The organism is Parapedobacter tibetensis (assembly GCF_024704835.1).
Lineage (GTDB): Bacteria > Bacteroidota > Bacteroidia > Sphingobacteriales > Sphingobacteriaceae > Parapedobacter > Parapedobacter tibetensis.
This window is the reverse complement of the sequence record NZ_JAMXBE010000003.1, coordinates 300,205-324,865: the sequence shown is the minus strand read 5'-3', so window position 1 is coordinate 324,865 and position 24,661 is coordinate 300,205. Positions and strand designations below refer to the sequence as shown.

Sequence of the window (24,661 nt, the reverse complement as noted above, 5' to 3'; positions counted from 1 at the left end):
TAAAGGTAGATGCTTCTCTGTTAATTTGCAAATTTTCGATGATTTTTCCGTTGGCGCGGGGGTCGGTTTATGAAATTAATGTTTTTTAAACCGTTAGTAACCAACTACCAATGGAGCGAATTTTACGCTTTGGGGAGGGCTATGCCCTAATCAAACATAGAAACCAAACAAAAATCAATAGAAAGCCCCCTACTTGGGGCCCAATACATCCCTATGTATCCACTTTTAACCGTGCCGGTAATATACCATCCCAAAATTGCCAAAGCACGGTAAAAACAGAGGGGATTACAAAGACGAACCGCAAACGATCTGGTTTTTTTGACTTTTTTGCTTTTAAATGTCAATCATCCGTTTTATATTTGTGTGTATACAACAAGATGTTGGCAGCTCTCAACCAGTGGCTGCCGGCATTTCTCTGGCTAAACGCAATAAGAACATTTCGCTTTACGCGAACTCCCATAAGGCTAATAACATGCAATCTGCTGCTATTAGTCGCAACAGCAATCATGTGTGCAGAAGCTCGCTCGCAGCGCCCCGATCCCTTGGGGCCTGCGTTAGCGGGCGATTTGAATGATAGCATCAAACCCCTGCAAATTGGGGATACCATCCCCGAATACCTCTGGCACTTGCCCTTACAGGTGGTAAACCAACCGGAAAAGAAAGAGACGATTACGCTTAATGATTACCGAGGTAAGCTGATTATACTGGATTTTTGGGGAACGTATTGCACCACCTGCATATTTAATATGCCCTACCTCCACGGGTTAGCAAATAAATCTGGCGGAGCATTGGCAGTACTCCCCGTAACGCCCGAAAAACGCGATTACGTGGCCCGATTCCTCAACAATAATGCACGGCTAAAGACGCTTTCCATATCCTCCATAGTGCAAGACCAAACGCTTCGCCACACCTTCCCCACGCAGACGCTGCCTCACCTCGTGTTGATAGACCAGCATGGCAGGATACGGACCATCACGCAAGCGGAATACCTGAACGACTCACTCATTGCCAAGCTGGCGGCCGGCAGCCAAGATGTGTATATACCATTGAAGCGTGAGGGACTAAGCCGCCCGCTGATGGATGTAGCCAGTGCGTATAGCGACACAAGGATAAATGGCAATGTCTACTACAGTGCCGTCAGTGGCTTTATCGATGGGATAACCCACACGATGAAACGCTCCGTTGATTCCGCACAACGGCTCATGCACTACACGGTGACGAACACCTCCGTTGCGAAGCTATATACCACGGCACTCGGCTCGCCACTGCCGCTTGATCCCAAGCGCCGAATCCTAGAGGCCGCTTTGCCCCATCGGTATGTATTTGTAGCGAAGCACTACTGGGATATTGACCAACGGCGGTCGAATTTCTATACGTACGAGTGTGTGATGCCAATCGGTATGGCCAAAAAAGACCAATTGGCCAAAATGCGTATAGACTTGGACGCCTACCTCGGCCTAAATGGCCGCATTGCGCCGAGGACGGTGAGATGCCTCGCCTTGGTAAAAACCAATGGCTCGACCGAATTTGCCGCCCGCGAAACAGGCGAGCGGCAAATCGTGGTGGAAGGCAAGATGGATAGCCGCTTTTTTGATAAAATAAGCCAAATGGGGGCGTTGCCGAATGGCGTGGATACGTATATACGGAACGGCAAGTTTGCGGACATGGTAGGGCTGCTCAATCGGATCACGGCCGAGCCGCTTCCGGTCATCCTGAACGAAACCGGATACGACGGCCGATTCAACCTCGATTTTCCTACACCCCATGGAGCTACGTTAGATGCCATCAATACCATGCTGCAAGCCAAAGGGCTCGCACTACAGTGGGTAGACCGCGAAATGGACATGTTCGTGCTTACGGAGACCGGATTTCCGCATGAGGGGCAGTCGCCGACTCTTTCGGATATCGGATATACATATTCTTCAACCCAAACCCAATAAATCATGCTGAAACATACACTCATCGTGCTGATGCTGCTCGCTCAGGCATCGCTATATGCCCAATATCGCATCACCGGCACCGTAATGGATAAAAATTCAAGCGCACCCATACAAGGTGTGTCCATCAAGTTCAGCAAGGACCAAGTTGGCGCCGTTACCGACGAAAAGGGCCGCTTTGCCATCATCTCACAGGACGGCGGGCAGGCGACGCTCTTGATATCGCATATTGGATACCATGCGGTAGACACCACCATCGCGCTCCCGCCAAGGCAGTCGCTATCCATTGCGATGGCACCAAAGGCAAATACCATCGAGGAGGTACAGGTATCTACCGGATACCAGACCCTGCCAAGGGAACGGCTCACCGGCTCATTTGAAGTGGTATCCAACGAGCTGTTCAACCGGCAGATCAGCCAGGATGTAATCAGCAGGCTGGATGGGCTGGTACCGGGCACGCTCTTCGATAAGCGTGCAGGCAATAACATGGCGTTTAGCATCCGGGGGCTGAGCACCATTTCACCGACCATCGCCCAGCCGCTGATCATAGTAGACGATTTCCCTTATGAAGGCGATATCCTGAATATCAACCCGAACGACGTGGAAAGCATCACTTTCCTCAAAGATGCTGCGGCGGCTTCTATTTGGGGTGCGCGTGCTGGAAATGGTGTGGTAGTCATCACCACCAAAAAAGGCATGCTGAATAAACCGTTTGCGATTGCTGCAAGCGCCAATGTGTCTATTCAGGATCGTCCAGACCTTTATTACCTGCCTCAAATGGCTCCTGCAGATTTCATCGATATCGAACGCTTCCTGTTTGACCAAGGGGCCTTTGACAATGATCTAGGCAACACGGTGACGTGGCCGGTAATTACGCCCGCCGTGGAAATCATGGAGCGTCAGCGGCAGGGTCTCATCACCGGAGGACAGGCAGAAAGCATGCTGGCCGAACTCCGCACACGGGACATCCGCAGGGATCTGATGGAGTACATATATCAGCGGCCCGTGGCGCAGCAGTATGCGCTGAACATGAATGGCGGTAGCGACCGATTGAGCTACCTTATCTCCGGTGGGCTGGATAAGTCCATCGCACAGCAGGTAGGCGATGGCTACCAACGGATTACCCTGCGGACACAAAGCACCTTCAAACCGGTAAAGAACCTCGAAATACAGGCTGGTATGGTGTATGCCAATAGCCTAAGGGAAAATAATGGATTGGGCGACCTACGGACGGGAACGAGCGGAACCATATATCCGTATGCCCGCTTAATGGATGACGATGGGCGCCCGGCCATCATCGAGCAGTATTACCGGTTGGGGTTTGTGGATACGGTGGGTCAGGGCAAATTGCTCGATTGGCACTACCGGCCGTTGGCGGAAATCGACTTGGCCGACCATACGATACGGGTAAGTGATGTATTGATGAACCTATCAGCAAAATACCAGATCATCCCCTCACTAAACGCCGAAGTGCGGTACCAATACCAGCACCAGCAAACCGTCGATAGAAACTACCGCAGCGAAGAGACATTCTACACACGCAATCAGATCAATCGATTCACCCAGATTTCGGGAGACGATGCATACCATCCATTTCCCTTGGGTGGTATACTCCAATTGACGGAAGGCAATCGCCGAAGTCACAATGTACGCGGCCAACTGAATTTTTCCAAGGACTGGGCAAACAGCCATCGCTTAATCGCGCTGATGGGGGCGGAGGTGCGGCAAGCGGAAAACCTGTCTTACGCCTCCACGTCCTATGGGTATGACGATGAGCTGATGCTGGCGCAACCCATCGACTTGGTTAGCCGGTATCCCATTTATGGGGGCATGGGCTTCGATAGCCCGTTGGGGCAGGCGCCTACATTCTCGGGTTTGATGAATCGGTTTGTCTCCGTTTTTGCCAATGCGTCTTACACCCTAAAGTCAAACCACGTATTTACGGGAAGTGCGCGGAGGGATGCCTCCAACCTCTTCGGCGTGGCCACAAACGACAAATGGAAGCCGCTGTGGTCTGCCGGATATAAGTGGAAGTTATCTGATGCACCTTTCTACGGGTGGCAATGGCTGCCCGAGCTGTCGATGCGTGCTACCTATGGCCACAGCGGCAACGTGAATAATACCATCGCCGCCGTGACCACCATCGACTACCGCGGACTTTCGCCCTTGGGAAGAAATCAATACGCGTTTATCGTGAATCCGCCCAATGCGGATCTGCGTTGGGAGAATGTGGCGACAACCAATCTGGGCCTCGATTTTGGATTGCAGGGCAACGGGATCACCGGTAGCATCGAATACTTTAGCAAATATGCCACAGACCTGATCTCGCAGGTGCCGGCTGACCTGACCACCGGATTTGACAACCTGACGCGTAACGCGGCAGAAATAAAAACCACGGGGTGGGATATCAGCCTGAGCAGTCGTAACATGCAGGGCGCCTTCGGGTGGAACTCGGATTTTTTCCTCTCCCTGAACCGCACGGATATCAAAAAATACTTGGTGGAACGAAGCCGGGCCAGCACCTACGTAGGCAACGGGGCGAGCCTACTTCCCATAGAAGGGTACGATGCCTATAATGTTGTCAGTTACCGTTGGGGTGGCCTTGACCCTGAAAATGGCAATCCGCGCGCATATGTAAACGGAGAACTGTCATCCGATTACGCACATATCATCAACAACGCGACAATGGGCGATTTGGTGTTCCACGGCTCGGCAATGCCGAGGGCATTCGGCTCCTTGCGGAATACGTGGACATACCGAGGCTTGGTGCTCTCGGCCAATATTACCTATCGTACGGGATACTACTTCCGTAGACCCACGGTAGATTATGTGAGCCTGCTCAACAATGGGGTAGTAGCCCATGCCGACTACTATCTGCGATGGCAGCAGCCGGGAGACGAGGTCAATACTTCCGTGCCTTCCATGATATACCCTACAGACAGCCGCAGGGATCAGATATACCGTGATTCGGAAGCAACCGTGGAAAAGGGGGACCACATCCGGCTGCAGGACATCAACCTGAGTTATCGAGTGGATAAAGCCTCTTTTCGGGCGCTTCCTGCGCATTCAGCCACAGTCACACTCTACGCACGGAATCTGCCCATCTTATGGCGGGCGGGCGAGTCGGCTACTGACCCTGATTTCCGGAGAATGCCCGAACCATTTAGTGTTTCAATAGGTTTTAATTTGAATTTTTAGTGCCATGAATAAAAGATTGAATACGTTGCCAGCAATGGGCATCATGATAGGTATTGTGCTATTGGCGGGCTGTGCAGATTACCTCGATGTAAAGCCCGACCGCTCATTAGCCATCCCCAACACATTGAAAGACCTCCGGGCCATCTTAGACGGGGAGACAGGGAGAAACATGAATTATCTTTTTTCCGGTGATGTGGGAAGCGATTATTATTACCTCAGCGATGCGGATTTCAACGCACGCAACGAGGATGCCCGAAACCTGTACATGTGGCACCCCGAAGCGGTGGCAGAGCAAGATTGGCGAAGTGCATATTCCAAGGTTTTTGATGTCAATGTGGTATTGGGAGAGGTGGATGACGCTGCTCGGGGAAGCCTCAATGAGTCAGACCGGAATCACATAAAAGGTACGGCGTTGTTCTTCCGCGGATGGCTCTTCTTCCAATTGGCGCAGCTCTTCGCCCCACCGTACGACCCTGCAACCGTAGGTAGCCTACTTGGCATACCGGTGCGGCTTACCGCGAATATTGAAGCCCCGACGGTGCGTACATCACTGACGGAGACGTACCAGCAGATCGTTGAAGATCTGGAAAGCGCGGCGGCCCTGTTGCCTGCCACAACGCCCGTGGCCACCCGGCCAGGAAAAGCTGCGGCGCATGCTGCATTGGCGAGGGTGTACCTGATTATGGGCGATTATGAAAGCAGCCTACAACAAGCTGAAGCGTCATTGGCCCTGAATGAGGCGCTCATGGATTTCAACGAATTGAGCGTCACGGCCAACAAGCCCATTCTGGTGCTCAATAGTGAAGTATTGGTGCATATGCAGCTACCCAATGGTGGTGGAGGATTCGCCAATACCCGGGCGAAAGTCAATCCGGAACTCCATGCCAGCTATGCGGAAGGCGATCTACGGCGGAAAATCTATTTTAAGCAAAATGCTGATGGCTCTTATCGCTTTACTGGAGACTATGGCACCAGCACGACGGCAACGACTCCGTTTTGCGGCTTGGCTACAGATGAGGTATACCTTACCAAGGCCGAATGCCTTGCCCGGCTGGGTGATGCCTTTTCTGCGTTGGAAACACTGAATACGTTATTGGCATCAAGATGGGAAGCCGACCTGTTCAGTCCGTACACCGCCGAAGACCCCGACGAGGTATTGGCACTGGTGGTAACTGAGCGGCATAAGGAGTTGGCCTTTCGGGGCGGCATCCGTTGGGGTGACCTCAGGCGCCTGAATAAAGAAACCCGCTTTGTAAATAAACTCAAAAGGGCAATAGATGGCGAAATGTATGAACTGCAACCCAACGATCCGCGTTATACATTGTTGATTCCGCAAAGCGTGATTGCGCATACCGGAATGGAGCAAAACAGTAGATAAATCAAAGGATTAAAAAGGGAGGCGCCAGATGGATGGCGCCTCCCTTTACTTTTAATCGACCATGGGCAACAGGAAAACGTCTCCGTTTTCCGTGTTTTCCTGTTCGATGCGATCCTGCAATCCAGCATCGATAAGCGGCTTGGGGTCGCTTGGCGAACTGTTCGGATCGGTAGGAGCGATGATGCCGCAGATATTTTCATCTTGCTGGCATAAATCCTCCAAACTTTGCGGATTGGTATTGGCCGTGTAGTTCTCCGGATCGGTGGGATCTGAAGCACTATCGTCATAAACCCATTCCTGCGATTGCAGCAGACCTGCCGCTGCGCTCCTGACGCGATGCTTGGCTACCGTTATAAGGGTAGTACTCAGCATCACCGCCACCATTAAAAAACCAATTACTTTTTTAAAAACCATAATTCTTGGGTTTTATATCAATCCGTGGTGCTTTCATCCGGATGTTGGCAGCGCCATTGCCGATAAGCATGCAAATAGCCTTTGTTAGTTTGGGCCTTATTATCGCCCTTCTTCGTATTTTGCTATGGCTAAGCTAACTAACCACCCCATGATGAAAACAAATGAACCATTCTTTCTTTATGCGCATCAGCCACGAATCGATGGTAATACTTCGGCGTCTTCTTTACTTCGGTGCAGCCAGACGCCCAGGGCTGCGATTAGCGTAAACACCAGGTTGAAAAGAAAATGCACCCACCACCCCATGCCTTCCAAAAAACCGCCACACGAACAGGGTACATATCCGAATGCCCCCGTGGCCGCCAAACCTGTATAGACCGTAAAGCTGCCGATAACCAGAAGGTTTGCCGCCAAACTACCTCTGGTTAATTTTGGTGCTGCTATTAAGTAAGGAGGCACCAAAACGATGGCCATGAGTAACTCAGTAGTCGGCACGCCCCAAACGAACACTTCCTTCAACGGTTCTGGAAACGGCTGCCGCCGCATCTTGATGCGATATACCGGAAAATCCAGTAGTTTCGTCATGCCCGTATAGGTATATAGGGCTATGAAAAGGAGCCGGATGCCGGCATCGATGTATGGGGTTTTCTTGTTCATGGTATGTTGCGGTTTGCAAATTCTTGTGTTCACTCCTAGTGGGATAACGCGGATGCCTTGCATCGGCCTATCCATTCGTTTGAGGTGTTAAGGATCCATCACCGTACCCCCTTCCTGTTTAGCCGGAAGAAACTGTACTTCTTCTTCCGGTATGAAACCACCTATTGGGGTATCGTAATAAAACCAGCCCGACCTGTTGTATGCTGTGTTTATGTGTTCGCTGTTCATCTGCTATGTTTTTACCTTTTCTTTTTTCCCAAGCGGGTGGGGCGGAATGAAAACCGCCCCGACCGGCCTGTACCGAAACCATTGCCTATCGATCGGCTCACCTACCTGTCGTTTCCGGTATAGGCAAATGTAGGGTGGCGGTCAGGCCGAAAATGGGCCAGAATGGCCCGTTGTATATCGAATATTTTTTGTATGGGAGGTGTACTCCGCTACCAAAGCCTCATATGATACTATCATGTGTGAAAAACCTCCATACAATATCAATAGCCAACTATTTGCATTGCTTACAAATCAGCAAGCTGATAGGTAAAGTAAATGCATTACACCTACCACTTCCGGTAATACCCCCGCTTGCCTCGCTTGTATGTCGATTCGCTGATCTGCAGGATGGCGCATACTTGCTGCATAGGCAATAGCGGGGCCAGCCTAGGGTAAGCCTCGAAGAATGCGGCAACGCGGGCCTCGCCACCGGTTTGCCGGAACACATGGTCAAGCAGGGCATCCTGCTCGATACGGCGCTGCTTGAGGATGTTGATGAGTTCGCTGAAGGTATGATACTGTTGCTGGGCCTGCTGCAACCGCGCATTGGGCAGCTGCATCACGCGGGTATCGTCAAGTGCCTGGATAAACACCTCATCGCGCCGCTTGGTAAAGGCATGTGCCGTACCGGTGAAATAACCGCCAGCCGTGACCAGCCACGGCACGGCCACCGAACCGTCTTCGGCATAGTACAATGCCATCACCGCACCCTCCAGCACGAGATTCCAGTACGGCCAGAAATCGCCCGCCCGCACGAGGTACGTGCCAAGCGAATAATCCACGACCTTGGCATACGCCTGCACAAAGGCGATGGCCACATCGGGCACGTGGGCTACATGGGTGGTCCAGAATTGGATGAAGGTGTGCATAACGGTTTGTTGATCGTGAGCAAAAGGCATGGTGCCGTGGTATAAGGCACCAGCCATGGGGGCCCACGCCACTTGGCACCACCTGGTAGACAGGCCGGAGGCACTGGGCCGCCATTACCGGACGGGATTGTAGACACTATTGAAACAACGATCATAATCACGATTACTTCCTGTAATACCGGGCAATAAACTGGAAGGTACCCGAGGCATCGCCACCGGATCTGTGCGGACTGCTGGTCCGCGAGGCCCCGTCGATGCCCTCGATGATCTTACCCCATTCCTCGTCGTCGTCTTCCGGCTCTTTGCCCATCACGGCATAGCTGATAGGTAGCCGATGCAGGAAGAAAAACGGAATCCGCGACTGTACGAATTCGATGAACGATGCATGGAGCCCGCTCGCAATAAAGGCTTGCTGATGTGGGGTCAACTCGAAGTGCTTCGTAAGCCATAACGGGAAATCGGTAGCGATTTCTTCCGCCTCAATGACGAGGAATTCATGCGGCAACGCATACAATTTCGAGACGACCTCGCTTACTCCTGTGGGATTCAATGGTTCTTTTGTCATAATGCAAATACTTTGGTTTTTAATAAAAGTTTTGATAAAATTGCCCCAAAACCGTCAAATCAACAATACTACGCGGTACCTCAGGCCGGATTCGTGAGTGTTTTTCCGGATTCGTGAGTGTTTTTGTTGAACATGCTTTCAATCATTTATCCAAATTCTATGCACCATGAAGAAATTGCTTACTTATTATGCACGAAAACCTTACTTGCTGGATCTCATCATCGCCTTGATTTTACTCCCGCTTTTTTGCCACCTCGTGGTGGCCCTGTATTCCAGACGGACCATCGGCGAGCTAATCGTTATGCGGGGCTACCAGATTCCCATGGTGATCAGTTACCTATGCGGGCTCCTCGTGATGGCTTATCTGCGCACCAGCAATTACATGCTCAACAAACGCTATGGCATAGACGATGGCTGGGAATACCGCTTAATACATCAGCTGCGGTGGAATATCCTGCCACCGCTGGCGTTTGTGTTGCTCGTTATCACGGCATACTTTGCTTTATTCGGCCAAAATATCTTAGACCGAGGGTATTTCCGTCGGGAGGTGTTTTTGGTTTTGCTAGGCATCGTGCTGCTGGTGCTATTGTACTACGTGCAAAACAAACACCGCTACCTGTGGAACAAGCAACGCGAACAGGAGGAATATGATCAGCTGGCGGCTGGGAATCCCCCGCCGATGGCCGCCATGGATGATATCGCCATGGGCGAACCTGTAGAAGCAAAACCCTCGATCTGGGTGGTGCAACCAGAAAGGCGGAGAGTGGCCATACTAATGCCGATCGATGCGGCAGCTATCATCGACCGGCACAACGGAAAAACCACGGTAAGCACCTGGGACGGGCAGTTGTACGAATGGCCAATGCCATCCACGCAAATGAAAGCACTGGTGGAAACACACGGATTTACGTGGCTGGGGCAGCATTATGCCCTGCTCCATAATAGTGTGGATAACCTTGAAGGCATAGGCGATAAAGGATGCAAGCTGCGCCTCAAGCTGGGCATTGTGGTGGGGAAGGAAAAGCAAGTATGGATGAATCATGAAGACGGACAGGAGCGCACGTACTTGCTTTTCCATAGAAACATCAGCAGTGGCGTGCGTAGCTGGTATGAAGAAACATGTGAAAAAGGCCGCCCCGTTTCGGAGCGGCCTTGAGGGGCTAACGCTTGCGCCTACGAGTGAGGCGCTGGATCAGCCATGCGGTGAAAAAACTCACCGAGGCACCTACCGCCGCCAGTACGGCGGTATGCAGTACATCCGCCCAAGGTGGAAAGTACGAGACGCCGAGCAATGTGCCGCCGGCAATACCGGCTAGCCGGTTTGCGTGGCTATTCATCGGCCTCTTCCTCCTTGGTTTCAGGCGGGTCGGGCTCACTGGCTTCCAGCGCTTCCAACAGCCCGATGGCGAGGGCCACATACTTCGCCCCAGCCACCACTTTGGGTGGGAGCTTGAGCGGAGCCGCAAGAATCACCCGAGCTGCCGTGGCAAGCCCTTGCTTGATCCGCTGGTAAAGCGATGGCTTCTCGCTCATAATATGCCCTCCGCTACAATGACCAGCCATACCGCTTCACCGGCCTCCAATGCAGGATAGGTAATGGCCTTGATGCGATCCAGCGCTAAGCGGCTGAATACCCCCTTGCCAGGAGCCACGCACTTGGTTACCGGAGCGATGCATCCTTGCAGTTCCGTGACGGCGAAGTTGGCCGGATGGATGAGGATGCTCGATCGGGCAGGCACGTTGGCCACGGCGAGCTGGTCGCCATGCTTGAAGTGCATTCGCCGGAAAAGGCGGTAACGCCCCTCAGGAATGCAGCTCACCCAACGGCGATTGTTGCGCCAAGGCAGCTCGATGGTTTGGCATACGGGCTTTCCCTGGTGCTTGAGCACCCCATTGGTGCCTTCCGGATGGTACGTCCGGATGAGATGTAGCTCCGTCATCAAACGGTGATATTGATGATGGCCATGGGGTTGTACGCGCCATTGTTGAGGCCGTAGCTACGCCCGCCGTCGGCGATGTAGAAGGTGACGCCGAAGACCACCACGATGGGTAGCCCCGCATCCGCGGGAAGCGGAAGTGCAAGCGTCGATTCTTCCGTGGTCAACTGCTTCACGTCCAACTCTGCCGATTGGGCCATGGATAGCGTAGATTCGCCTTCCTCACTGAAATCCAGGGTGGCCGCCCCCGCCACAAACTGGAAGTGGGTAGCCTCCAGTGGCTTGGCCAGCTTCGTGGCAGGCTGGATACCCGGTACGGTTACCTGCACGGTGCCGGCCACGGCATCCACAACGGCGCTGACCGAAGCAAACAGCGTGTTGGACAATGTGGCTGCCGCATTGAAATTGAACCGCCGCAGGATGGCCAGATGCTGCGGCAATACCTGCCGCTCACCACGCACATGTTCGGCATCAGCCCGTACCACACGTAGCATCCGGCTTCCGAGCCGGTTTGGCATACGCGGATCGTACGTCATCAGGATGAGCGGACGCAATGCATCGCGCAAGTGCTTGGCCGCCAAGGAGGCCGTTGCGAAGTCCGCATTGTTTTCGCGCGTGCGCTGGTACTTGGGATCCGTGGCAATGCGTTGGGCGCTCACGCCACCCTTTTCGCGTACCTGATGCCCATTTTTGGTTTTGTAAAAGGTCAAATCCCCGATTCTTCCTTTTAATTTTAAGAAACTGTCTTGTTGTGCCATAAGTATGACTTTTTTTTAACAACGAAGCAAAGTTCCGAACTATGGATTTGGCGCATGTCGCCTGGCGCCGCATAAGACGCAATTGGCGTTATTGTCGCAATAAAACCTAATTGTCGCTTTTGTCGCTTGCTCCATTCGATGGCCGATATTAAATTTGTGGTTGAATAAACCGTCGTGTTTCGGGAATGAGCACCCCCTTGGCCGTAGCCTATCCGATTCCTATTCGCCCCTGCTCCGCATATGCGCCGCTATATATTCGTTAAAACGTGGCAAAAGTGACAGGGTACCGATACGTAAGCGGAAAGGAAGCGGCAAACAAGGAGGTGGGAGGCACCTTAAACGCGGGCGCGGCATTTGATTAACGACACCTCGGCCAAGTGCCGGGGCGGTAAATTTCTGACCATGAAAAGAACCAAACTTGTCATAAATGCCAATGAAATCAGCATCATCCTAGGCATTAGTATCCGCCAAGCGCAACGCTACAGGCAGCAGGTATTAAAAGAACTACGCAAAAAAAGCCATCAAGTAGTCACCTACGAGGAGTTTTCCGAGTATTCCGGAATCAACCTTGCCAATATACTAGAAGTCTGTTTAGGCAAGAGGCCCGACGAAAGAGGGTGAGGGGCATCGGCACGGCCCATTGCGGGCCGTGTTATGCAAATATAGCGGAAAAATGTCTTTGTTTGAAGACATTTTATAGCTAATTTTGTCTTTTACTGAAGACAATTTGAAAAGATGGATATTTTAAAGGAAAAATCCGCGGTCTTATTGAGCCAGGTAGATATGGGCTTCCAACGGACACTATTGCGCCAGATTAACTGGGAAAATAGGCTCATCGGCGTACTCGGATCCAGAGGAGCCGGCAAAACCACGTTATTGCTGCAACGCATGAAGACGCTGGATCTACCGACGGACGAAATGCTTTATATCAGCTTGGATGACTTGTACTTCACTACGCACACGTTGGCCGAAACGGCCGAAACGTTCAGGAAATCGGGCGGCAAATACCTGTTTGTAGACGAGGTACATAAATATGAAGGCTGGGCGCGGGAACTCAAAAACCTATACGATTTCTACCGGGACATTCATGTGGTATTTACGGGTTCATCCATTGTTGAGATGTTGTCCTTGGAGGTTGATCTCAGCAGGCGTGCCCATGTGCATCACCTCCCCGGTTTTTCTTTCCGCGAATTCGTTGCCTTTGAGCACGGGATAGCGCAACCGGCTGTCGCGTTGGAAGATTTGCTTGAAAACCACGTGGCGCTGGCCAGCAAGCTGAATAACTGGAAACCCATCAAGCTATTCGGGCAGTACACCACCTACGGATACTATCCGTTTTACAAGGAAGATATAGCGAGTTATCCCCGTCAGCTTGCCAATGTGGTCAACCTTACGATTGCCTATGATCTCGCTTTTATCGAGGATATCGACAAGCAACAGGTCCGTAAGATCAACCAACTGCTTTCCAGCTTGGCTACACAGGTACCGTTTAAACCTAATGTCTCCGAGCTTGCAAAAACCATTGGTATGAGCAGGACGACACTTATCCAGTACCTGCATTACCTGGAAAAAGCCAAACTGATCCAGTTGGTCTATCTGGAGGGTAAGGGTCTGGGACCGTTGGAGAAGCCGGGAAAGTTGCTTTTGGATAACCCCAATCTATTTCATGCAATTTCTACCCAACCCAAAAACGCCGGAAGCATACGCGAGAGCTTCTTCGTCAATCAGCTGCGAAACGCAGGCTACCAAATCGACCTCGCCAAAAAAGGGGATTTTGTCGTAGATAATCGGTATATCTTCGAAGTAGGCGGGGCCAGAAAAAACTTCAGCCAAATAGCGGATATCCATGATGCGTATATAGCTGCAGATGATATCGAAATCGGGAATGGCAATAAGGTGCCGCTTTGGCTTTTCGGAATGCTCTATTAAACCGTTGAAGAGGGGGCGTCAGTTGCAGAACAGGGCAAATGCATTTAAGCGAAATCCCTGATCTATTTTCCAAAAATTTGGAAGTTTAAAATATATTTCTGTAATTAGCGGGTACGTTACCGATTAAAACCCTTAGTACTCGATCTTGAGGGAGCGCTTATGCACGTGGTGCTTAGGACTTTATTTAGCTGTACGTTTTGCGCAATTTGCGTGTACGTACCCGTGATTTACATGGAGCAGTTAAAAAAAGCCATTGCGCAGTGTGCTTATACAGAAAGAAACAACTAATCAATATAGGCATGAAAAAAAAACTTTTTTTTCTTTGGCTTTCAAGCTTAACGGCTTGGGGTGTACACGCCGGTCCGCTCCCATCGGCGAGGGCAGGCAGTTCGCTGTCGATGGCTGGTGTTCGGATGCAGCAGGCCGTATCGGGCACGGTGAAGGATGCCTCTGGTACACCGTTGGAAGGCGTGAGTGTCATAATAAAACGAACTGGATCGGGTACGGCTACCAGTACAGCGGGCAAATTTACAATTGAGCAGGTTGAGCCTAGCGACATATTGGTATTCAAACGCATGGGCTATAAGGAGATGGAGATGGGCGTGTCGGGAAGGTCTACCGTGGATGTGGTCATGGAGGAAGATGTAGCGGGGCTTGACGAAGTAATCGTGGTTGGCTATGGAACGCAAAAGAAGAGCTCGGTGACCGCAGCGATTTCCAAGGTGGATAACAAAATACTGGATCAAATTCCAGTAGGGCGTCCCGAGCTTGCATTGGTAGGCCGATTGGCCGGTGTCAACATTTCCAATACCCGGAGCAACCCCGGTTCGGCACCCATTATTCGAGTACGCGGCTCCGGATCGATTTCTGCCAGTAATGATCCCTTGATTGTGATCGATGGGTTTCCGGGAGGAAGCATGAGCAGTGTAAATATGAATGATGTGGAGTCTATTGAGGTCCTGAAAGACGCATCTTCTGCAGCCATTTACGGCTCTCGGGGTTCAGGTGGGGTCATTATTATCACTACAAAAAAGGGAAGTATCGGAAAGCCCCAACTTCAATTGAATGCCTATGCCGGGGTAGCGGAAGCTTTGGGGCACGACGATTGGATTTCCGGTGATGAGTTCCACGATTATATTGCCCGTTACATGAATCGGGACTATACTTGGCAGGGCGGCGATGTATCAGTACCACTTTGGGGCGATGATCGCCGTCCACCGAATTTCCGTGTCAACCCGGTCATCCGTGAAGGGAACTACATCTGGGAAGATATTTTATTGCGCCCGGCACCAATGCAAAACTATAGCCTGTCCGTACGCGGAGGAACAGATGACGTTACGTATTATATTTCCGGGACGTATCGCGATGAGCAGGGAACGTTATTGACGACGGGCTATAAAACCTATGCTTTTCGGGCCAATGTGGATGCGAAATTAGCTCCCGGTATTAATGTGGGCATCATGGTAAGCCCAAACTGGGCCGATCGGCGGACTTCCCCGGTGACCATGGAGGCGATCGTGAAAACAGCACCGTTCGTTTCTCCCGATCCCTATCCGGATGGGACTTACCCCCGGCCGCTGGACTATTGGGGTAATTCGGTATCTGCACAAACAAGCCCGCTAGCTACATTATACGGTACTTTTAATACGTTGTCTTCCATGAACAATGTCGGCGAGATGTATGCAGAAGCGCAGTTAGGAAAAGGGTTGTCAGTTCGGTCGTCCTTCGGTGCCAACATAACTTACGGTATCGATGAAAGATTCCAATCAGCATCCGCGACGACCAACGGGCTTAACTCCGGGTCGGCCCGCGATACCCGGTCCCTTAACCTGCTTAACGAAAACGTATTGCGGTATACCAATGATTTTGGGGGAGATCATGATTTTAACGCCATTTTGGGGGCTTCTTTCCAAAAAGCAACTTCCCGCACGGCACTGCAGACCGCCGTGGCTGGAAGCTTTAACAACGAAGCCATACGCACGCTGAATAATGCGATTATTGATCCCTCCCGATCGTATACGACCAAATCCAAATGGGGGCTTATTTCGTATTTCGGTCGGGTAAATTATGCGTACAAAGGAAAGTATCTGCTAGCAGCTTCGTTTCGTACGGATGGCAGCTCCCGGTTCGGGCCAAACAACCGATGGGGAAATTTCCCTTCGGCATCCATCGCTTGGCGGATTTCTCAGGAGGACTTTATGCAGGGTAACACGGTGGTCAGCGAACTAAAACCCCGGGTTAGTTACGGCGTGGTCGGTAATTTCAATATCGGTGATTTCAGCTATCTCGGCACGATCGATGATGTGTATTATTCACCCGACGATGTACTTACCAAAGGGTGGGCACAAAACGCCATTGGTAACGGTGGGCTGCAATGGGAACGGACGGAAAGCTATAACATCGGGCTGGATTTGGGGCTGTTTAATAACCGGCTGACGATGGCGGCCGACTACTACCAGAAGAAGACGACCAACCTGTTGTATGATGTTTCGGTACCGTCTATTTCTGGTTTCCCGACCGCACTGGTGAATGTGGGGGATGTCCGAAATACCGGTTTTGAAGTTGAATTGAACTCCCAGAACCTGACGGGCGCCTTCAAGTGGTCGACGGCGTTTAACTTTTCGCGAAACAAAAATGAAGTGGTCGACTTGGGAGGGGTGGATGAGGTCATCAACACACACTCCAGGGGAATGTCCTGGATTCTGCGGAAGGGAGAACCCATGTTTTCCTTTTACGGATACAAATTAGCCGGTGTGTTGGTTGATGAAAACGATGTGGCCAACTCGCCCATCATGGATGGATCGAAACCAGGAAATACAAAGTATGCCGATGTGAGTGGACCGGATGGTGTTCCTGATGGGAAAATTACGCCGGATGATCGGGTGATTTTGGGTAGTTACCTGCCTAAGATGACATTTGGTATGGTCAACGACTTTTCGTGGAAAAATTTCGATTTGAGCATCGCCATGCAATCATCTATCGGTGCCAAGATGTATAATCTGGAAAACTTATATTATCAGGGAGCCACCGTTAGTGCAATAAGACGGTCATTGGTAGAAAACCAATGGTGGTCGCCAACGGAACCCGGCAATGGCAAAGAGCCCGCAACGGCGCTCAGTCAACTGGCTTGGGTGTCCAATAGCGATTATTATCTGGAGGATGCTTCTTTTCTGGCCATTCGTAATTTGAACCTCGGCTATTCCGTACCGCAATCTTTCTCGGAACGATATAAGATTAGCAATTTTCGCCTTTTTGCGTCCATCAGCAACTTGCTGATGATCACCAAAAAAGGATTCCACGGATATAATCCGGAAGGATTTACAGGTGACGAAAGTAACGGAATAAAAAGTATGCCCGGGTTTAATAATGGCTCGGAACCGATCAATCGGGTGTATACGTTTGGAGTTAACGTAATTTTCTAACCTATAACAAACGCATCATGACACGAACTATAGTGAATCAATTGACCAAAGGCGTATTGTTGGCGGTCTTTTTGGCCTTCGGGGCCTGTAATAGCATTCTGGAGTTGACCCCTGAATCGGAATTGACCGAAGCAAATTTTTTTAAAACTGCCGCAGACATGGATGGAGCGGTACTAGGAATTTACAACAACTATCAGACCCGATTCCCCCGTGATTGGACTATTTCCGAAATGTTATCGGATAATACCTATCGTACGGGGTATTTTAATATCGGCGGTATCGACGAATTGAATAATTTATCGATTACCTCGGAGAATCCACGTTTTGCCGACTTCTGGCGACTTGCTTACCAAGGTGTCTTTCGGGCGAACTCCGTAATTTTTTATATAAATAATCCGACAGATTATGCAGAAAACCAGCAAGCGCAACTCACCGGTGAGGCGCTCTTTATGCGAGGGCTTCTCTATTTCGATCTGGTGAAAGTATTTGGAGGTGTTCCACTGGTCACATCCAAACTTACGGTGGAAGAAACTTATGACGTACCACGGTCGTCCGAAGCAGAAGTGTACCACCAGATTACCGAAGATCTGAAGCAGGCGATCGACCTGCTGCCAATGAAAGCAGCTATAGCCGGGGGACGGGCCAGCAAGGAGGCTGCGGTCTCATTATTGGCTAAAGTATACGTCTACCTAAAAGAATGGGATGAAGCGAAAACTTATCTGGATATGGTTGAAGGGTTTAACTTTCAACTAGAAGCCGAATTCAAATCGCTTTGGTCGCTCAGTTCGGAAAATAACAAGGAGGTTATTTTTGCAATGAAATACCTTGACGGTGAAAATGGACAGCCACTTTCAACGGATTTCCTGCCGTATTTCGGGGTGTCCGGCATATCGGCCCGCGGCAATGAAAACATCTTCCCCACATGGAGCTTGTACAAACTGTACGATGATGAAGACAGCCGGAAAGCCGAAACCATTACGCCCTATTGGAAATCACCGAATAGCCCCCCTGCCGATCCGCCCGTATGGTACCCGTTTGTGAATAAGTTTGCCGTCCAGCATACACCCAATAACAGCGGACTGGACCTGCCTGTGCTCAGATATGCTGACCTGGTGCTGCTCAAAGCGGAGGTTCTATATTACCTGAACCAGCCAGAGCTGGCACTGGCCGAGATCAATCGCGTGCGTCAGCGGGCTTTCGGCGACGACAGCCACAACTATACGTTAGCAGATATCGGTACCGAAGAGGCGTTTCTGGATAAACTCTTGTTGGAACGCCGCTTGGAATTTGCTTTTGAAAACGAGCGTTGGTTCGACTTAGTGCGGACAGGCCGCTACCTGACTGAACTGACAACGGTAGAGCGGTATTATAATCCGTCTGACGGTTCTGTTCAGACCGTGCAATTAAATCCCCAAGAGCACCATCGGTATATGCCAATACCGCGTAGTCAGATAGATTTGGTCGGAAGCGAGGTGCTACGACAAAATGAAGGATATCACTGATGGACCGGTCAAGAAGGGGTTTCACACAACGAGATCGCCCAGCGGTTGGGCATCTCACGGGAAACCGTCAAAAAACAAATCGCCCTCGCTGCAGGCTGGTGCCTCGCGCAGGGCAATCGAATTTAAAACTTTTTCGTCATTGCGAGGCTTTGAGAGCCGAAGCAACCTTCGTCCAAAATAGATTGCTTCGCTCCATTTCATTCCCAAACGCTCTTGCTCGGCAAAGACGCATGGCTATTATCTTTTTTAAACGCGGTTACCTTGGCGCCTCGCGTTTTTTAGCATTCTTTATAATATTTTGGGTATTTTAGCCAATCCTTTAGCGATATGGAGATGAAACCAACTATTACTATTGAATATTGCCCCAAATGCGGCTGGATGCTAAGATCGGTATACTTGGCGTCAGAACTGCTCACTACCTTCACAGAGGAGCTGGGCGGGGTGTTGCTACGACCTTCAGAAGACGCCGGAAAATTCAGCATCTTCCTTGATGGAGAGGTAATCGTAGACCGTAAAAAGGACGGTGGGTTCCCCGAAATAACCGCACTGAAGCGTTTGGTACGCGATTACATAGCGCCCCATAAGAACCTAGGGCATTCGGAAAAGGATTGATGAGCTGCGGTGTGAAGTGACCTTCGCCGAATATGGCGAATACTCCTGCATCAACCTCGTGTGCATCATCGCAAATCTATCGAATAATTGGATATACGCTGCCGGAGCTGAGCAGTCAGTCGCTGGAACACGGGGCTCTTGGGAATCAGCTCATCGCAACGGACGGCCCACGCCAGCTCTTCATGTAGGGCTGGGTCATTGGCTGCCAAGGAGGCAGCATAAGCATTGGAGGCCTTGTATAAGTAGGAGCAAATCTCGCGAGCATACAAATTGAGCGCAAACTGCTTCTCTTCTTGAAACCCCTCGATCTTGGTGCTATCCATCGTGCCGCTCCAAAAGGGCTCCATCGTCTCGTGATACCGCCTGTCATTTTCTGCCGCGATGGAATCTAAAGGAATGTCCATCAACTCGCTTACTAACTGCGGGCCCGCTTGCTTCACACCCGCGGTGTCCTTGACCATGACATGGTAAGCCAAGCGATAGCGCAGTAGTGCCTGTCTTTGCGGTGGCGAGAGATAAGGCACCAGTAGGTCCGCAAAAGTAAGCGACTGCTGGAATGCCAGTGGATTGCTGTCCTTCATGGAATTGGATGCCCCCTTCATGTTGCCCGCGGCTACATAGTGGCAGGAAGAAACAGGCTGAGAAAAAAGTGATTTGCATGTATTTGCTGGTACACATTGCCGTGTAGTATTGGTTATCACCCAAAGGTAGGAAAAATAGTATGGCCGGCATCGTTCTTGACCGATCTGGGAGGCGAATTATTCGTAGTTACATTCGCCAATTATCTATATATTCACGTCGATAATATTCCTAAATTGTTTTTATATACTCGGGCGCTTAATACCGGTTTACCGTGCCGTCTATGTAGTAATTCACCAGGATAGCCATGCTTCCATTGGCATCGACCACGCCTTCATGGGTCGCCACAAGCTCATTTTCCAGATAGATCTTAATGAATACCTCTTGGCCCGGCACCGCATAGTCAACCGATATGCTACAGCCTATCCCTTGTACCAGGTCGTTGAGCGTGACTTCTTTTATCCAAGGCAATGACACCGTCTCTTCGTATTCGATATTATCAAGATCCGGATCGTCATCCAAGATGGTGGGCGTGTACGAAATCATGACTTGCTTCGAAATTGTACCCGTGACCTCATAGCGGTAATGGCGGTTCTCACGAGTTTCGTTTTCTTTTTTACATCCTGCCAAACCCAAGGCAAGGACAAACAGGGCTAAAACTGGGATTAGTTTACGAATCATACACCGTTTAATTTTGATAAATTGGTTGACTCAAAATCCGGGCCGAAAATAAATAGGTCTTCCTGCACGAGCAAGCATATCTGCCGTTGATCATCGCAGCAGGAACCTTTCAAGGGCCCGCACCCTATGCCCAAGTCAATGACATAATAATATGCGCCTACAGGCAGATCGGTGCCGCTTAGGTCAATCATATTAAATAAATAATGCCATAACTTTAGGCAATAAATTGATTTATGATTATCATTGTTGTCTATTTATAGACAGTATGTACATACGATCAACCGGCCTAGTTATCCTTACCCTTTTGCTCTATGCTTGCATAGGGGTACAAGCGCAGCAGCGCCCCCAGTATACGCAATACATTTTTAATGGTTTTTTGGCCAACCCGGCCGTGGCCGGTATCGAGCGTTATGTGGATTTAAAAATGGGTGCCCGCAGTCAATGGCAGGGGGTGGATGGTGCCCCGCAGACGCTTACCAATGCGGCCGGTTGCACGGATGAGACGAGTATAATCGTGGAGATGTACGAGCCGCTGACGGCACCGTTCATCCCGGATACCGTAATCTGTACTGCGGAGCGCGAGGTAATACACATCGTGGCACCGCCAGGATACGCCGCTTACTACTGGAATGGCAGTATCAGCGGTCCGTATTTTGACATATCCAGTCCGGGTAGCTATACCTTGCAAGTGGAGGACGAAAACGGATGTACCACCACTGCCACATTTGAGGTGCGGCCATACTGCAAGGAGATCATCATTCCAAACACCTTTTCACCAAATGGTGATGGCGTCAATGACGTGTGGGTAATAGGTGGGCTTGAAGAAGATATACAGGCGCAGGTGGCGGTATTCAATCGCAACGGTCAGGAAGTATTTCGTTCACGAGGATATGCTACGCCATGGAATGGTACTTATAAAGGGCAACGGGTGCCGGTGGGGGCTTATTATTACACCATCATCACGACGCGTGGCGAAACACTCAAAGGCTCGATAACGGTGTTGTACTAAGCATAACGAAGGAACTGGTATTTCCGAAAATTTAAGGTGCCGAAAACGCTGTATGTGGAGAGCATTTATGACTGTGGTCGGTGAGATAGGTGCTGTCTGGCATTTTTTCGCAGCTAATGTGGGCTAATGGGACGGATTGCCCACTCCGCGAAGTGGCGGAAAGGGCGTAAAATAAAAAAATGAAAAAATGTTTTGCTTAGTGTAGAAAATACACTACCTTTGTGTCATCATAATTTAGGTTTATAATTTAGGTTTATAATTGGTTAGTAAAGGCTTCCATTCTCCCCGTTTGGAAGCCTTTCGTTTTTTAACCGTATTGGAAACCTTCCGTCGTTTTTTCAGCAGTAATAGCACCCTTCACTCATTTAATAATGGTCCGCCCCTTCCTGTTTTTAACCATATGGATGGGAAGGCTATTGCCTTAGCTTTCGGTTTTCCGATAGTCCATGGCTTGTCTGCCGGCATTGCTTCCATCTTCAAAAGGGGCTGTCTAAAAAGTCAAATCATAATAATCCATAAATATTTTTAAAAGAAACATAGTTGCATTTAAATATTGATCTCTATATTTGCAACCCAGTTGCTTTATAAAAAGCTCGATCATTATCTAGTAATAATTGTTTTCTATATGATACCTTACTTACATGCTATTTACAAACACTTCCGAGGCGCCGCGTGGTGTTTGCTGGTCCTCGCGCTAACCTTTCAACAGTTGTATGCACAGCGGACGGAAAACAAATTCATCCAGGGGCGCATTGTCGATGCTTCGGGTGTGGGTATACCCGGGGCGACCATAACGGTAGCACAGCAGGGACCCCGCGCGGCCACGGATTCGGAGGGCAGGTTTTGGATTGCATTGGGAGAAAGCCGAAGGCTGGCAGTAACCCATGTAAACTATAATGCACTTGATGTACGGCTGCCATCCCCAGTTTCAGCGGATTCGCTTTATACCTGGCTTTTGGTGCCTAAGACAACGCTGCTGGACGATGTTTCCGTTACAGCCTCAGCAACACCCATGCAGCTTCGTAAAATCGCTTCCAGTGTATCCGTATTAAAGCAGAGCGATGCGGAGCTTCGCCAAATCCAAACCATTGATGAAGCATTGGGTTACTTGCCCGGTGTGGCCGTGGATCGCAGTCGAGGCCTCACCACCACTGGTGCCCATACGAGCATCGTGCTGCGGGGTACCGGATCGGCAAACCGCACACTCATCCTCAAAGACGGTGTGCCCATTAACGATTCCTATACGGGAGGGGTATCGGAGTGGAACAGCCTTGCCAGCAACAGCATTGAACGCATCGAAGTGGTGCGGGGGCCGGGTTCTTCCATCTATGGGTCGAGCTCCATGGGAGGTACCGTAAACCTGGTCACACAAAGCCCTGGTGATAGACCTGTGCTCGGGGCAGATCTACGGTACGGCTCGATGAATACCTTCCAAACCAACATAAAGGCCGGCAAACGTTTTGGCAATGGGTGGGGAGCCATCGCCTTTGCCGAGTATAAGAAGACGGATGGATATGCCTACATGGCCGATAGCTTATGGCAAAGCTATTATCAGAAACCCCGCATGGAGCTGCTCAATGTGAATGCAAAACTTGCCTATGACCTGCCGGTGGGTGGTACCTTTACGGCCATTGCCGACTATAACCTCCAGCAACCGGAGTCGGGCACATCAACCATCTACGACGACCGCACCACTACAGGAAACTTCCAACTCCGCTACGCGGACGACCAGGCAAAGGTTAAACCTGAAATCATTGCTTATTACAATCGCCAAGACCGCAAATCTAATTCATTCAGGTGGAACGCGGAATCTCGGGCTTTTGACAACAGGTATTACGACTCGGAAGTGCCTTTAGATACTTATGGGTTGATTGCCAAAGCAAACCAAACCTGGTACGGCAACTCCATTACCCTAGGGGCCGACCTCCGGTTTACCAAGGTACAATCGCATAAATTCTATTATGGCCAAGGCGATCAGGATTTTTCTGGAAACCAGAATTTCATATCTTTTTTTCTCAACGATGATATCAGTATCGGTGAGCGGCTCCATGTGAACGCTGGGTTACGCTTTGACCATTGGAGCAACAAACAGGGACATTTTTTTGATAACATGTCTGGCGAGGCGATCGATATCACATATGATGACGCTTCGTCCGATATATTTACCCCGAAGCTGGGGCTGACCTACGACTTCCTGCCTAACTTCAGGCTCCGCACGGTATACGCCACCGGTTTCAAGGCACCAAGTAGTTATTACCTGTACAATGCTACACCGTTGGGCACGTCCTTCCGGCTCGGGAATCCGTCGCTCAAACCGGAACGGATGGCTTATTCCGTAGATTTCGGTGCAGATTTCCAACTTGGCAACCGCCTTGAAATTTCTGCGACGGTATATGCTTCGCAGTATAGCGACTTTCTGACCAGTGTGCTGATAGACCGCAGCGAGGTACCTTCCTATTTCGACCCTGGCAACCTGCCCGTAAGGCAATACATCAACATCGGTAAGGTGAATCTTCGAGGGTTGGAATCCTTTGTACGTTATCGCATCGGCGATGGGCTTTCCCTGCAAGCCAGTTATTTCCACAACCGCTCGGAAATCATACGTTATGAAACCAATCCGGAATATGAGGGCAAGGAGATGAACGATAATCCCAAGCATAGCCTATCGGGAGCTGTGGTTTTTGACAAGACTCGCTGGTTTCACCTAAGCGCTTGGGCAAGGCATACCGGCAGCCATTATGGAGATCTGGAAAACACGCCGGATAAAACGATGGCAGCTGTTACCGTATTTGACTTGAAATTGGGTAAATCAGTTGGGCCGGTATCCATCAACCTCAATGTGATGAACTTATTTGACAAACAATATTACGGCAGCTATTCGTCGCCAACAAGTTATTATTATGCGCCTGGGCGTACATTTTTTACGGGCATCAGTTACCAACTTTAACAT

The 24,661-nt window shown here is 50.3% G+C and carries 22 protein-coding genes and 1 pseudogene; 12 read left to right on the top strand and 11 right to left on the bottom strand.

What is annotated here, in order from left to right:
- Window positions 1–506 precede the first annotated feature (506 nt).
- The 3 genes from NF543_RS06360 to NF543_RS06350 are packed head-to-tail and all read left to right on the top strand — an operon-like array spanning window position 507 to window position 6,513.
- Window positions 507–1,940: a TlpA family protein disulfide reductase gene (locus tag NF543_RS06360; RefSeq protein WP_257667274.1), complete on the top strand. Its 1,434-nt coding sequence runs from the start codon at window positions 507–509 to the stop codon at window positions 1,938–1,940.
- Window positions 1,941–1,943: 3 nt separating this feature from the next.
- Window positions 1,944–5,135, top strand: coding sequence for a SusC/RagA family TonB-linked outer membrane protein (locus NF543_RS06355; protein WP_257667273.1), 3,192 nt, complete (start codon window positions 1,944–1,946; stop codon window positions 5,133–5,135).
- Window positions 5,136–5,139: 4 nt separating this feature from the next.
- Window positions 5,140–6,513, top strand: a complete 1,374-nt coding sequence (locus tag NF543_RS06350; RefSeq protein ID WP_257667272.1) for a RagB/SusD family nutrient uptake outer membrane protein — start codon at window positions 5,140–5,142, stop codon at window positions 6,511–6,513.
- Between the two features lie 51 nt (window positions 6,514–6,564).
- Here NF543_RS06350 and NF543_RS06345 read toward each other — a convergent pair whose 3' ends face one another.
- From NF543_RS06345 to NF543_RS06325, 5 genes are all read right to left on the bottom strand, one after another.
- Window positions 6,565–6,927: a hypothetical protein gene (locus NF543_RS06345; protein ID WP_257667271.1), complete on the bottom strand. Its 363-nt coding sequence runs from the start codon at window positions 6,925–6,927 to the stop codon at window positions 6,565–6,567.
- Between the two features lie 186 nt (window positions 6,928–7,113).
- Window positions 7,114–7,581, bottom strand: a complete 468-nt coding sequence (locus tag NF543_RS06340) for a MauE/DoxX family redox-associated membrane protein (RefSeq protein WP_257667270.1) — start codon at window positions 7,579–7,581, stop codon at window positions 7,114–7,116.
- A gap of 87 nt (window positions 7,582–7,668) precedes the next feature.
- Window positions 7,669–7,809 carry a hypothetical protein gene (locus tag NF543_RS06335; protein ID WP_257667269.1) on the bottom strand — a complete coding sequence of 47 codons (141 nt, stop codon included), beginning with the start codon at window positions 7,807–7,809 and terminating at the stop codon, window positions 7,669–7,671.
- A gap of 326 nt (window positions 7,810–8,135) precedes the next feature.
- The gene (locus NF543_RS06330) at window positions 8,136–8,717 is read right to left on the bottom strand and encodes a Crp/Fnr family transcriptional regulator (protein ID WP_257667268.1); all 582 of its coding nucleotides are present in this window, start codon (window positions 8,715–8,717) and stop codon (window positions 8,136–8,138) included.
- 163 nt (window positions 8,718–8,880) lie between these two features.
- Entirely contained in the window at window positions 8,881–9,282 is a 402-nt protein-coding gene (locus tag NF543_RS06325) for a hypothetical protein (RefSeq protein ID WP_257667267.1), read from the bottom strand.
- 166 nt (window positions 9,283–9,448) lie between these two features.
- Between NF543_RS06325 and NF543_RS06320 the strand changes: the two genes are divergently transcribed.
- Window positions 9,449–10,438, top strand: coding sequence for a hypothetical protein (locus tag NF543_RS06320; protein ID WP_257667266.1), 990 nt, complete (start codon window positions 9,449–9,451; stop codon window positions 10,436–10,438).
- Between the two features lie 173 nt (window positions 10,439–10,611).
- Here the strand turns inward: NF543_RS06320 and NF543_RS06315 are convergent, their stop codons facing one another.
- The 3 genes from NF543_RS06315 to NF543_RS06305 are packed head-to-tail and all read right to left on the bottom strand — an operon-like array spanning window position 10,612 to window position 11,977.
- Window positions 10,612–10,845 (bottom strand): hypothetical protein, encoded by a 234-nt coding sequence (locus NF543_RS06315; RefSeq protein WP_257667265.1) that lies wholly within the window; start codon window positions 10,843–10,845, stop codon window positions 10,612–10,614.
- The gene (locus NF543_RS06310) at window positions 10,812–11,222 is read right to left on the bottom strand and encodes a DUF5675 family protein (protein WP_257667264.1); all 411 of its coding nucleotides are present in this window, start codon (window positions 11,220–11,222) and stop codon (window positions 10,812–10,814) included. Before NF543_RS06310 ends, NF543_RS06315 begins: the two co-directional genes overlap by 34 nt.
- Window positions 11,222–11,977 carry a hypothetical protein gene (locus tag NF543_RS06305; RefSeq protein ID WP_257667263.1) on the bottom strand — a complete coding sequence of 252 codons (756 nt, stop codon included), beginning with the start codon at window positions 11,975–11,977 and terminating at the stop codon, window positions 11,222–11,224. The genes NF543_RS06310 and NF543_RS06305 overlap by 1 nt, the downstream gene beginning before the upstream one ends.
- Before the next feature lie 402 nt (window positions 11,978–12,379).
- On the opposite strand from NF543_RS06305, the gene NF543_RS06300 reads away from it, so the two are divergent.
- The 6 genes and pseudogenes from NF543_RS06300 (at window position 12,380) to NF543_RS06280 (ending at window position 19,442) form a co-directional block, all read left to right on the top strand.
- Entirely contained in the window at window positions 12,380–12,598 is a 219-nt protein-coding gene (locus tag NF543_RS06300; protein WP_257667262.1) for a hypothetical protein, read from the top strand.
- 114 nt (window positions 12,599–12,712) lie between these two features.
- On the top strand, window positions 12,713–13,906 hold the full coding sequence (locus NF543_RS06295; protein ID WP_257667261.1) for an ATP-binding protein: 1,194 nt from the start codon (window positions 12,713–12,715) through the stop codon (window positions 13,904–13,906).
- Between the two features lie 299 nt (window positions 13,907–14,205).
- The gene (locus NF543_RS06290) at window positions 14,206–17,328 is read left to right on the top strand and encodes a SusC/RagA family TonB-linked outer membrane protein (protein WP_257667260.1); all 3,123 of its coding nucleotides are present in this window, start codon (window positions 14,206–14,208) and stop codon (window positions 17,326–17,328) included.
- A gap of 17 nt (window positions 17,329–17,345) precedes the next feature.
- Entirely contained in the window at window positions 17,346–18,830 is a 1,485-nt protein-coding gene (locus tag NF543_RS06285) for a RagB/SusD family nutrient uptake outer membrane protein (RefSeq protein ID WP_257667259.1), read from the top strand.
- A gap of 18 nt (window positions 18,831–18,848) precedes the next feature.
- Window positions 18,849–18,956, top strand: a pseudogene (locus NF543_RS25475) (sigma factor-like helix-turn-helix DNA-binding protein); the annotation flags it as partial.
- A 201-nt stretch (window positions 18,957–19,157) separates the two neighbouring features.
- On the top strand, window positions 19,158–19,442 hold the full coding sequence (locus tag NF543_RS06280; RefSeq protein ID WP_257667258.1) for an Rdx family protein: 285 nt from the start codon (window positions 19,158–19,160) through the stop codon (window positions 19,440–19,442).
- A 65-nt stretch (window positions 19,443–19,507) separates the two neighbouring features.
- Here the strand turns inward: NF543_RS06280 and NF543_RS06275 are convergent, their stop codons facing one another.
- The 3 genes from NF543_RS06275 to NF543_RS06265 form a co-directional block, all read right to left on the bottom strand.
- Window positions 19,508–20,044, bottom strand: coding sequence for a hypothetical protein (locus NF543_RS06275; protein ID WP_257667257.1), 537 nt, complete (start codon window positions 20,042–20,044; stop codon window positions 19,508–19,510).
- A gap of 235 nt (window positions 20,045–20,279) precedes the next feature.
- Window positions 20,280–20,702: a hypothetical protein gene (locus NF543_RS06270; protein WP_257667256.1), complete on the bottom strand. Its 423-nt coding sequence runs from the start codon at window positions 20,700–20,702 to the stop codon at window positions 20,280–20,282.
- Window positions 20,699–20,893 (bottom strand): hypothetical protein, encoded by a 195-nt coding sequence (locus NF543_RS06265; protein WP_257667255.1) that lies wholly within the window; start codon window positions 20,891–20,893, stop codon window positions 20,699–20,701. Before NF543_RS06265 ends, NF543_RS06270 begins: the two co-directional genes overlap by 4 nt.
- A 74-nt stretch (window positions 20,894–20,967) precedes the next feature.
- Here NF543_RS06265 and NF543_RS06260 point away from each other — a divergent pair, with 74 nt between their 5' ends.
- Window positions 20,968–21,711 carry a T9SS type B sorting domain-containing protein gene (locus NF543_RS06260; protein WP_257667254.1) on the top strand — a complete coding sequence of 248 codons (744 nt, stop codon included), beginning with the start codon at window positions 20,968–20,970 and terminating at the stop codon, window positions 21,709–21,711.
- A gap of 625 nt (window positions 21,712–22,336) precedes the next feature.
- On the top strand, window positions 22,337–24,658 hold the full coding sequence (locus NF543_RS06255) for a TonB-dependent receptor (RefSeq protein WP_257667253.1): 2,322 nt from the start codon (window positions 22,337–22,339) through the stop codon (window positions 24,656–24,658).
- Window positions 24,659–24,661 lie beyond the last annotated feature (3 nt).

What these genes read in the sequence shown, in the direction of transcription:
- NF543_RS06265 (WP_257667255.1), bottom strand. Translation starts at nt 20,893, where the DNA reads ATGATTGACCTAAGCGGCACCGATCTGCCTGTAGGCGCATATTATTAT.
- NF543_RS06350 (WP_257667272.1), top strand. Translation starts at nt 5,140, where the DNA reads ATGAATAAAAGATTGAATACGTTGCCAGCAATGGGCATCATGATAGGT.
- NF543_RS06280 (WP_257667258.1), top strand. Translation starts at nt 19,158, where the DNA reads ATGGAGATGAAACCAACTATTACTATTGAATATTGCCCCAAATGCGGC.
- NF543_RS06305 (WP_257667263.1), bottom strand. Translation starts at nt 11,977, where the DNA reads ATGGCACAACAAGACAGTTTCTTAAAATTAAAAGGAAGAATCGGGGAT.
- NF543_RS06285 (WP_257667259.1), top strand. Translation starts at nt 17,346, where the DNA reads ATGACACGAACTATAGTGAATCAATTGACCAAAGGCGTATTGTTGGCG.
- NF543_RS06345 (WP_257667271.1), bottom strand. Translation starts at nt 6,927, where the DNA reads ATGGTTTTTAAAAAAGTAATTGGTTTTTTAATGGTGGCGGTGATGCTG.
- NF543_RS06335 (WP_257667269.1), bottom strand. Translation starts at nt 7,809, where the DNA reads ATGAACAGCGAACACATAAACACAGCATACAACAGGTCGGGCTGGTTT.
- NF543_RS06340 (WP_257667270.1), bottom strand. Translation starts at nt 7,581, where the DNA reads ATGAACAAGAAAACCCCATACATCGATGCCGGCATCCGGCTCCTTTTC.
- NF543_RS06360 (WP_257667274.1), top strand. Translation starts at nt 507, where the DNA reads ATGTGTGCAGAAGCTCGCTCGCAGCGCCCCGATCCCTTGGGGCCTGCG.
- NF543_RS06300 (WP_257667262.1), top strand. Translation starts at nt 12,380, where the DNA reads ATGAAAAGAACCAAACTTGTCATAAATGCCAATGAAATCAGCATCATC.
- NF543_RS06270 (WP_257667256.1), bottom strand. Translation starts at nt 20,702, where the DNA reads ATGATTCGTAAACTAATCCCAGTTTTAGCCCTGTTTGTCCTTGCCTTG.
- NF543_RS06315 (WP_257667265.1), bottom strand. Translation starts at nt 10,845, where the DNA reads ATGGCTGGTCATTGTAGCGGAGGGCATATTATGAGCGAGAAGCCATCG.
- NF543_RS06275 (WP_257667257.1), bottom strand. Translation starts at nt 20,044, where the DNA reads ATGAAGGGGGCATCCAATTCCATGAAGGACAGCAATCCACTGGCATTC.
- NF543_RS06320 (WP_257667266.1), top strand. Translation starts at nt 9,449, where the DNA reads ATGAAGAAATTGCTTACTTATTATGCACGAAAACCTTACTTGCTGGAT.
- NF543_RS06310 (WP_257667264.1), bottom strand. Translation starts at nt 11,222, where the DNA reads ATGACGGAGCTACATCTCATCCGGACGTACCATCCGGAAGGCACCAAT.
- NF543_RS06260 (WP_257667254.1), top strand. Translation starts at nt 20,968, where the DNA reads ATGTACATACGATCAACCGGCCTAGTTATCCTTACCCTTTTGCTCTAT.
- NF543_RS06325 (WP_257667267.1), bottom strand. Translation starts at nt 9,282, where the DNA reads ATGACAAAAGAACCATTGAATCCCACAGGAGTAAGCGAGGTCGTCTCG.
- NF543_RS06355 (WP_257667273.1), top strand. Translation starts at nt 1,944, where the DNA reads ATGCTGAAACATACACTCATCGTGCTGATGCTGCTCGCTCAGGCATCG.
- NF543_RS06330 (WP_257667268.1), bottom strand. Translation starts at nt 8,717, where the DNA reads ATGCACACCTTCATCCAATTCTGGACCACCCATGTAGCCCACGTGCCC.
- NF543_RS06255 (WP_257667253.1), top strand. Translation starts at nt 22,337, where the DNA reads ATGATACCTTACTTACATGCTATTTACAAACACTTCCGAGGCGCCGCG.
- NF543_RS06290 (WP_257667260.1), top strand. Translation starts at nt 14,206, where the DNA reads ATGAAAAAAAAACTTTTTTTTCTTTGGCTTTCAAGCTTAACGGCTTGG.
- NF543_RS06295 (WP_257667261.1), top strand. Translation starts at nt 12,713, where the DNA reads ATGGATATTTTAAAGGAAAAATCCGCGGTCTTATTGAGCCAGGTAGAT.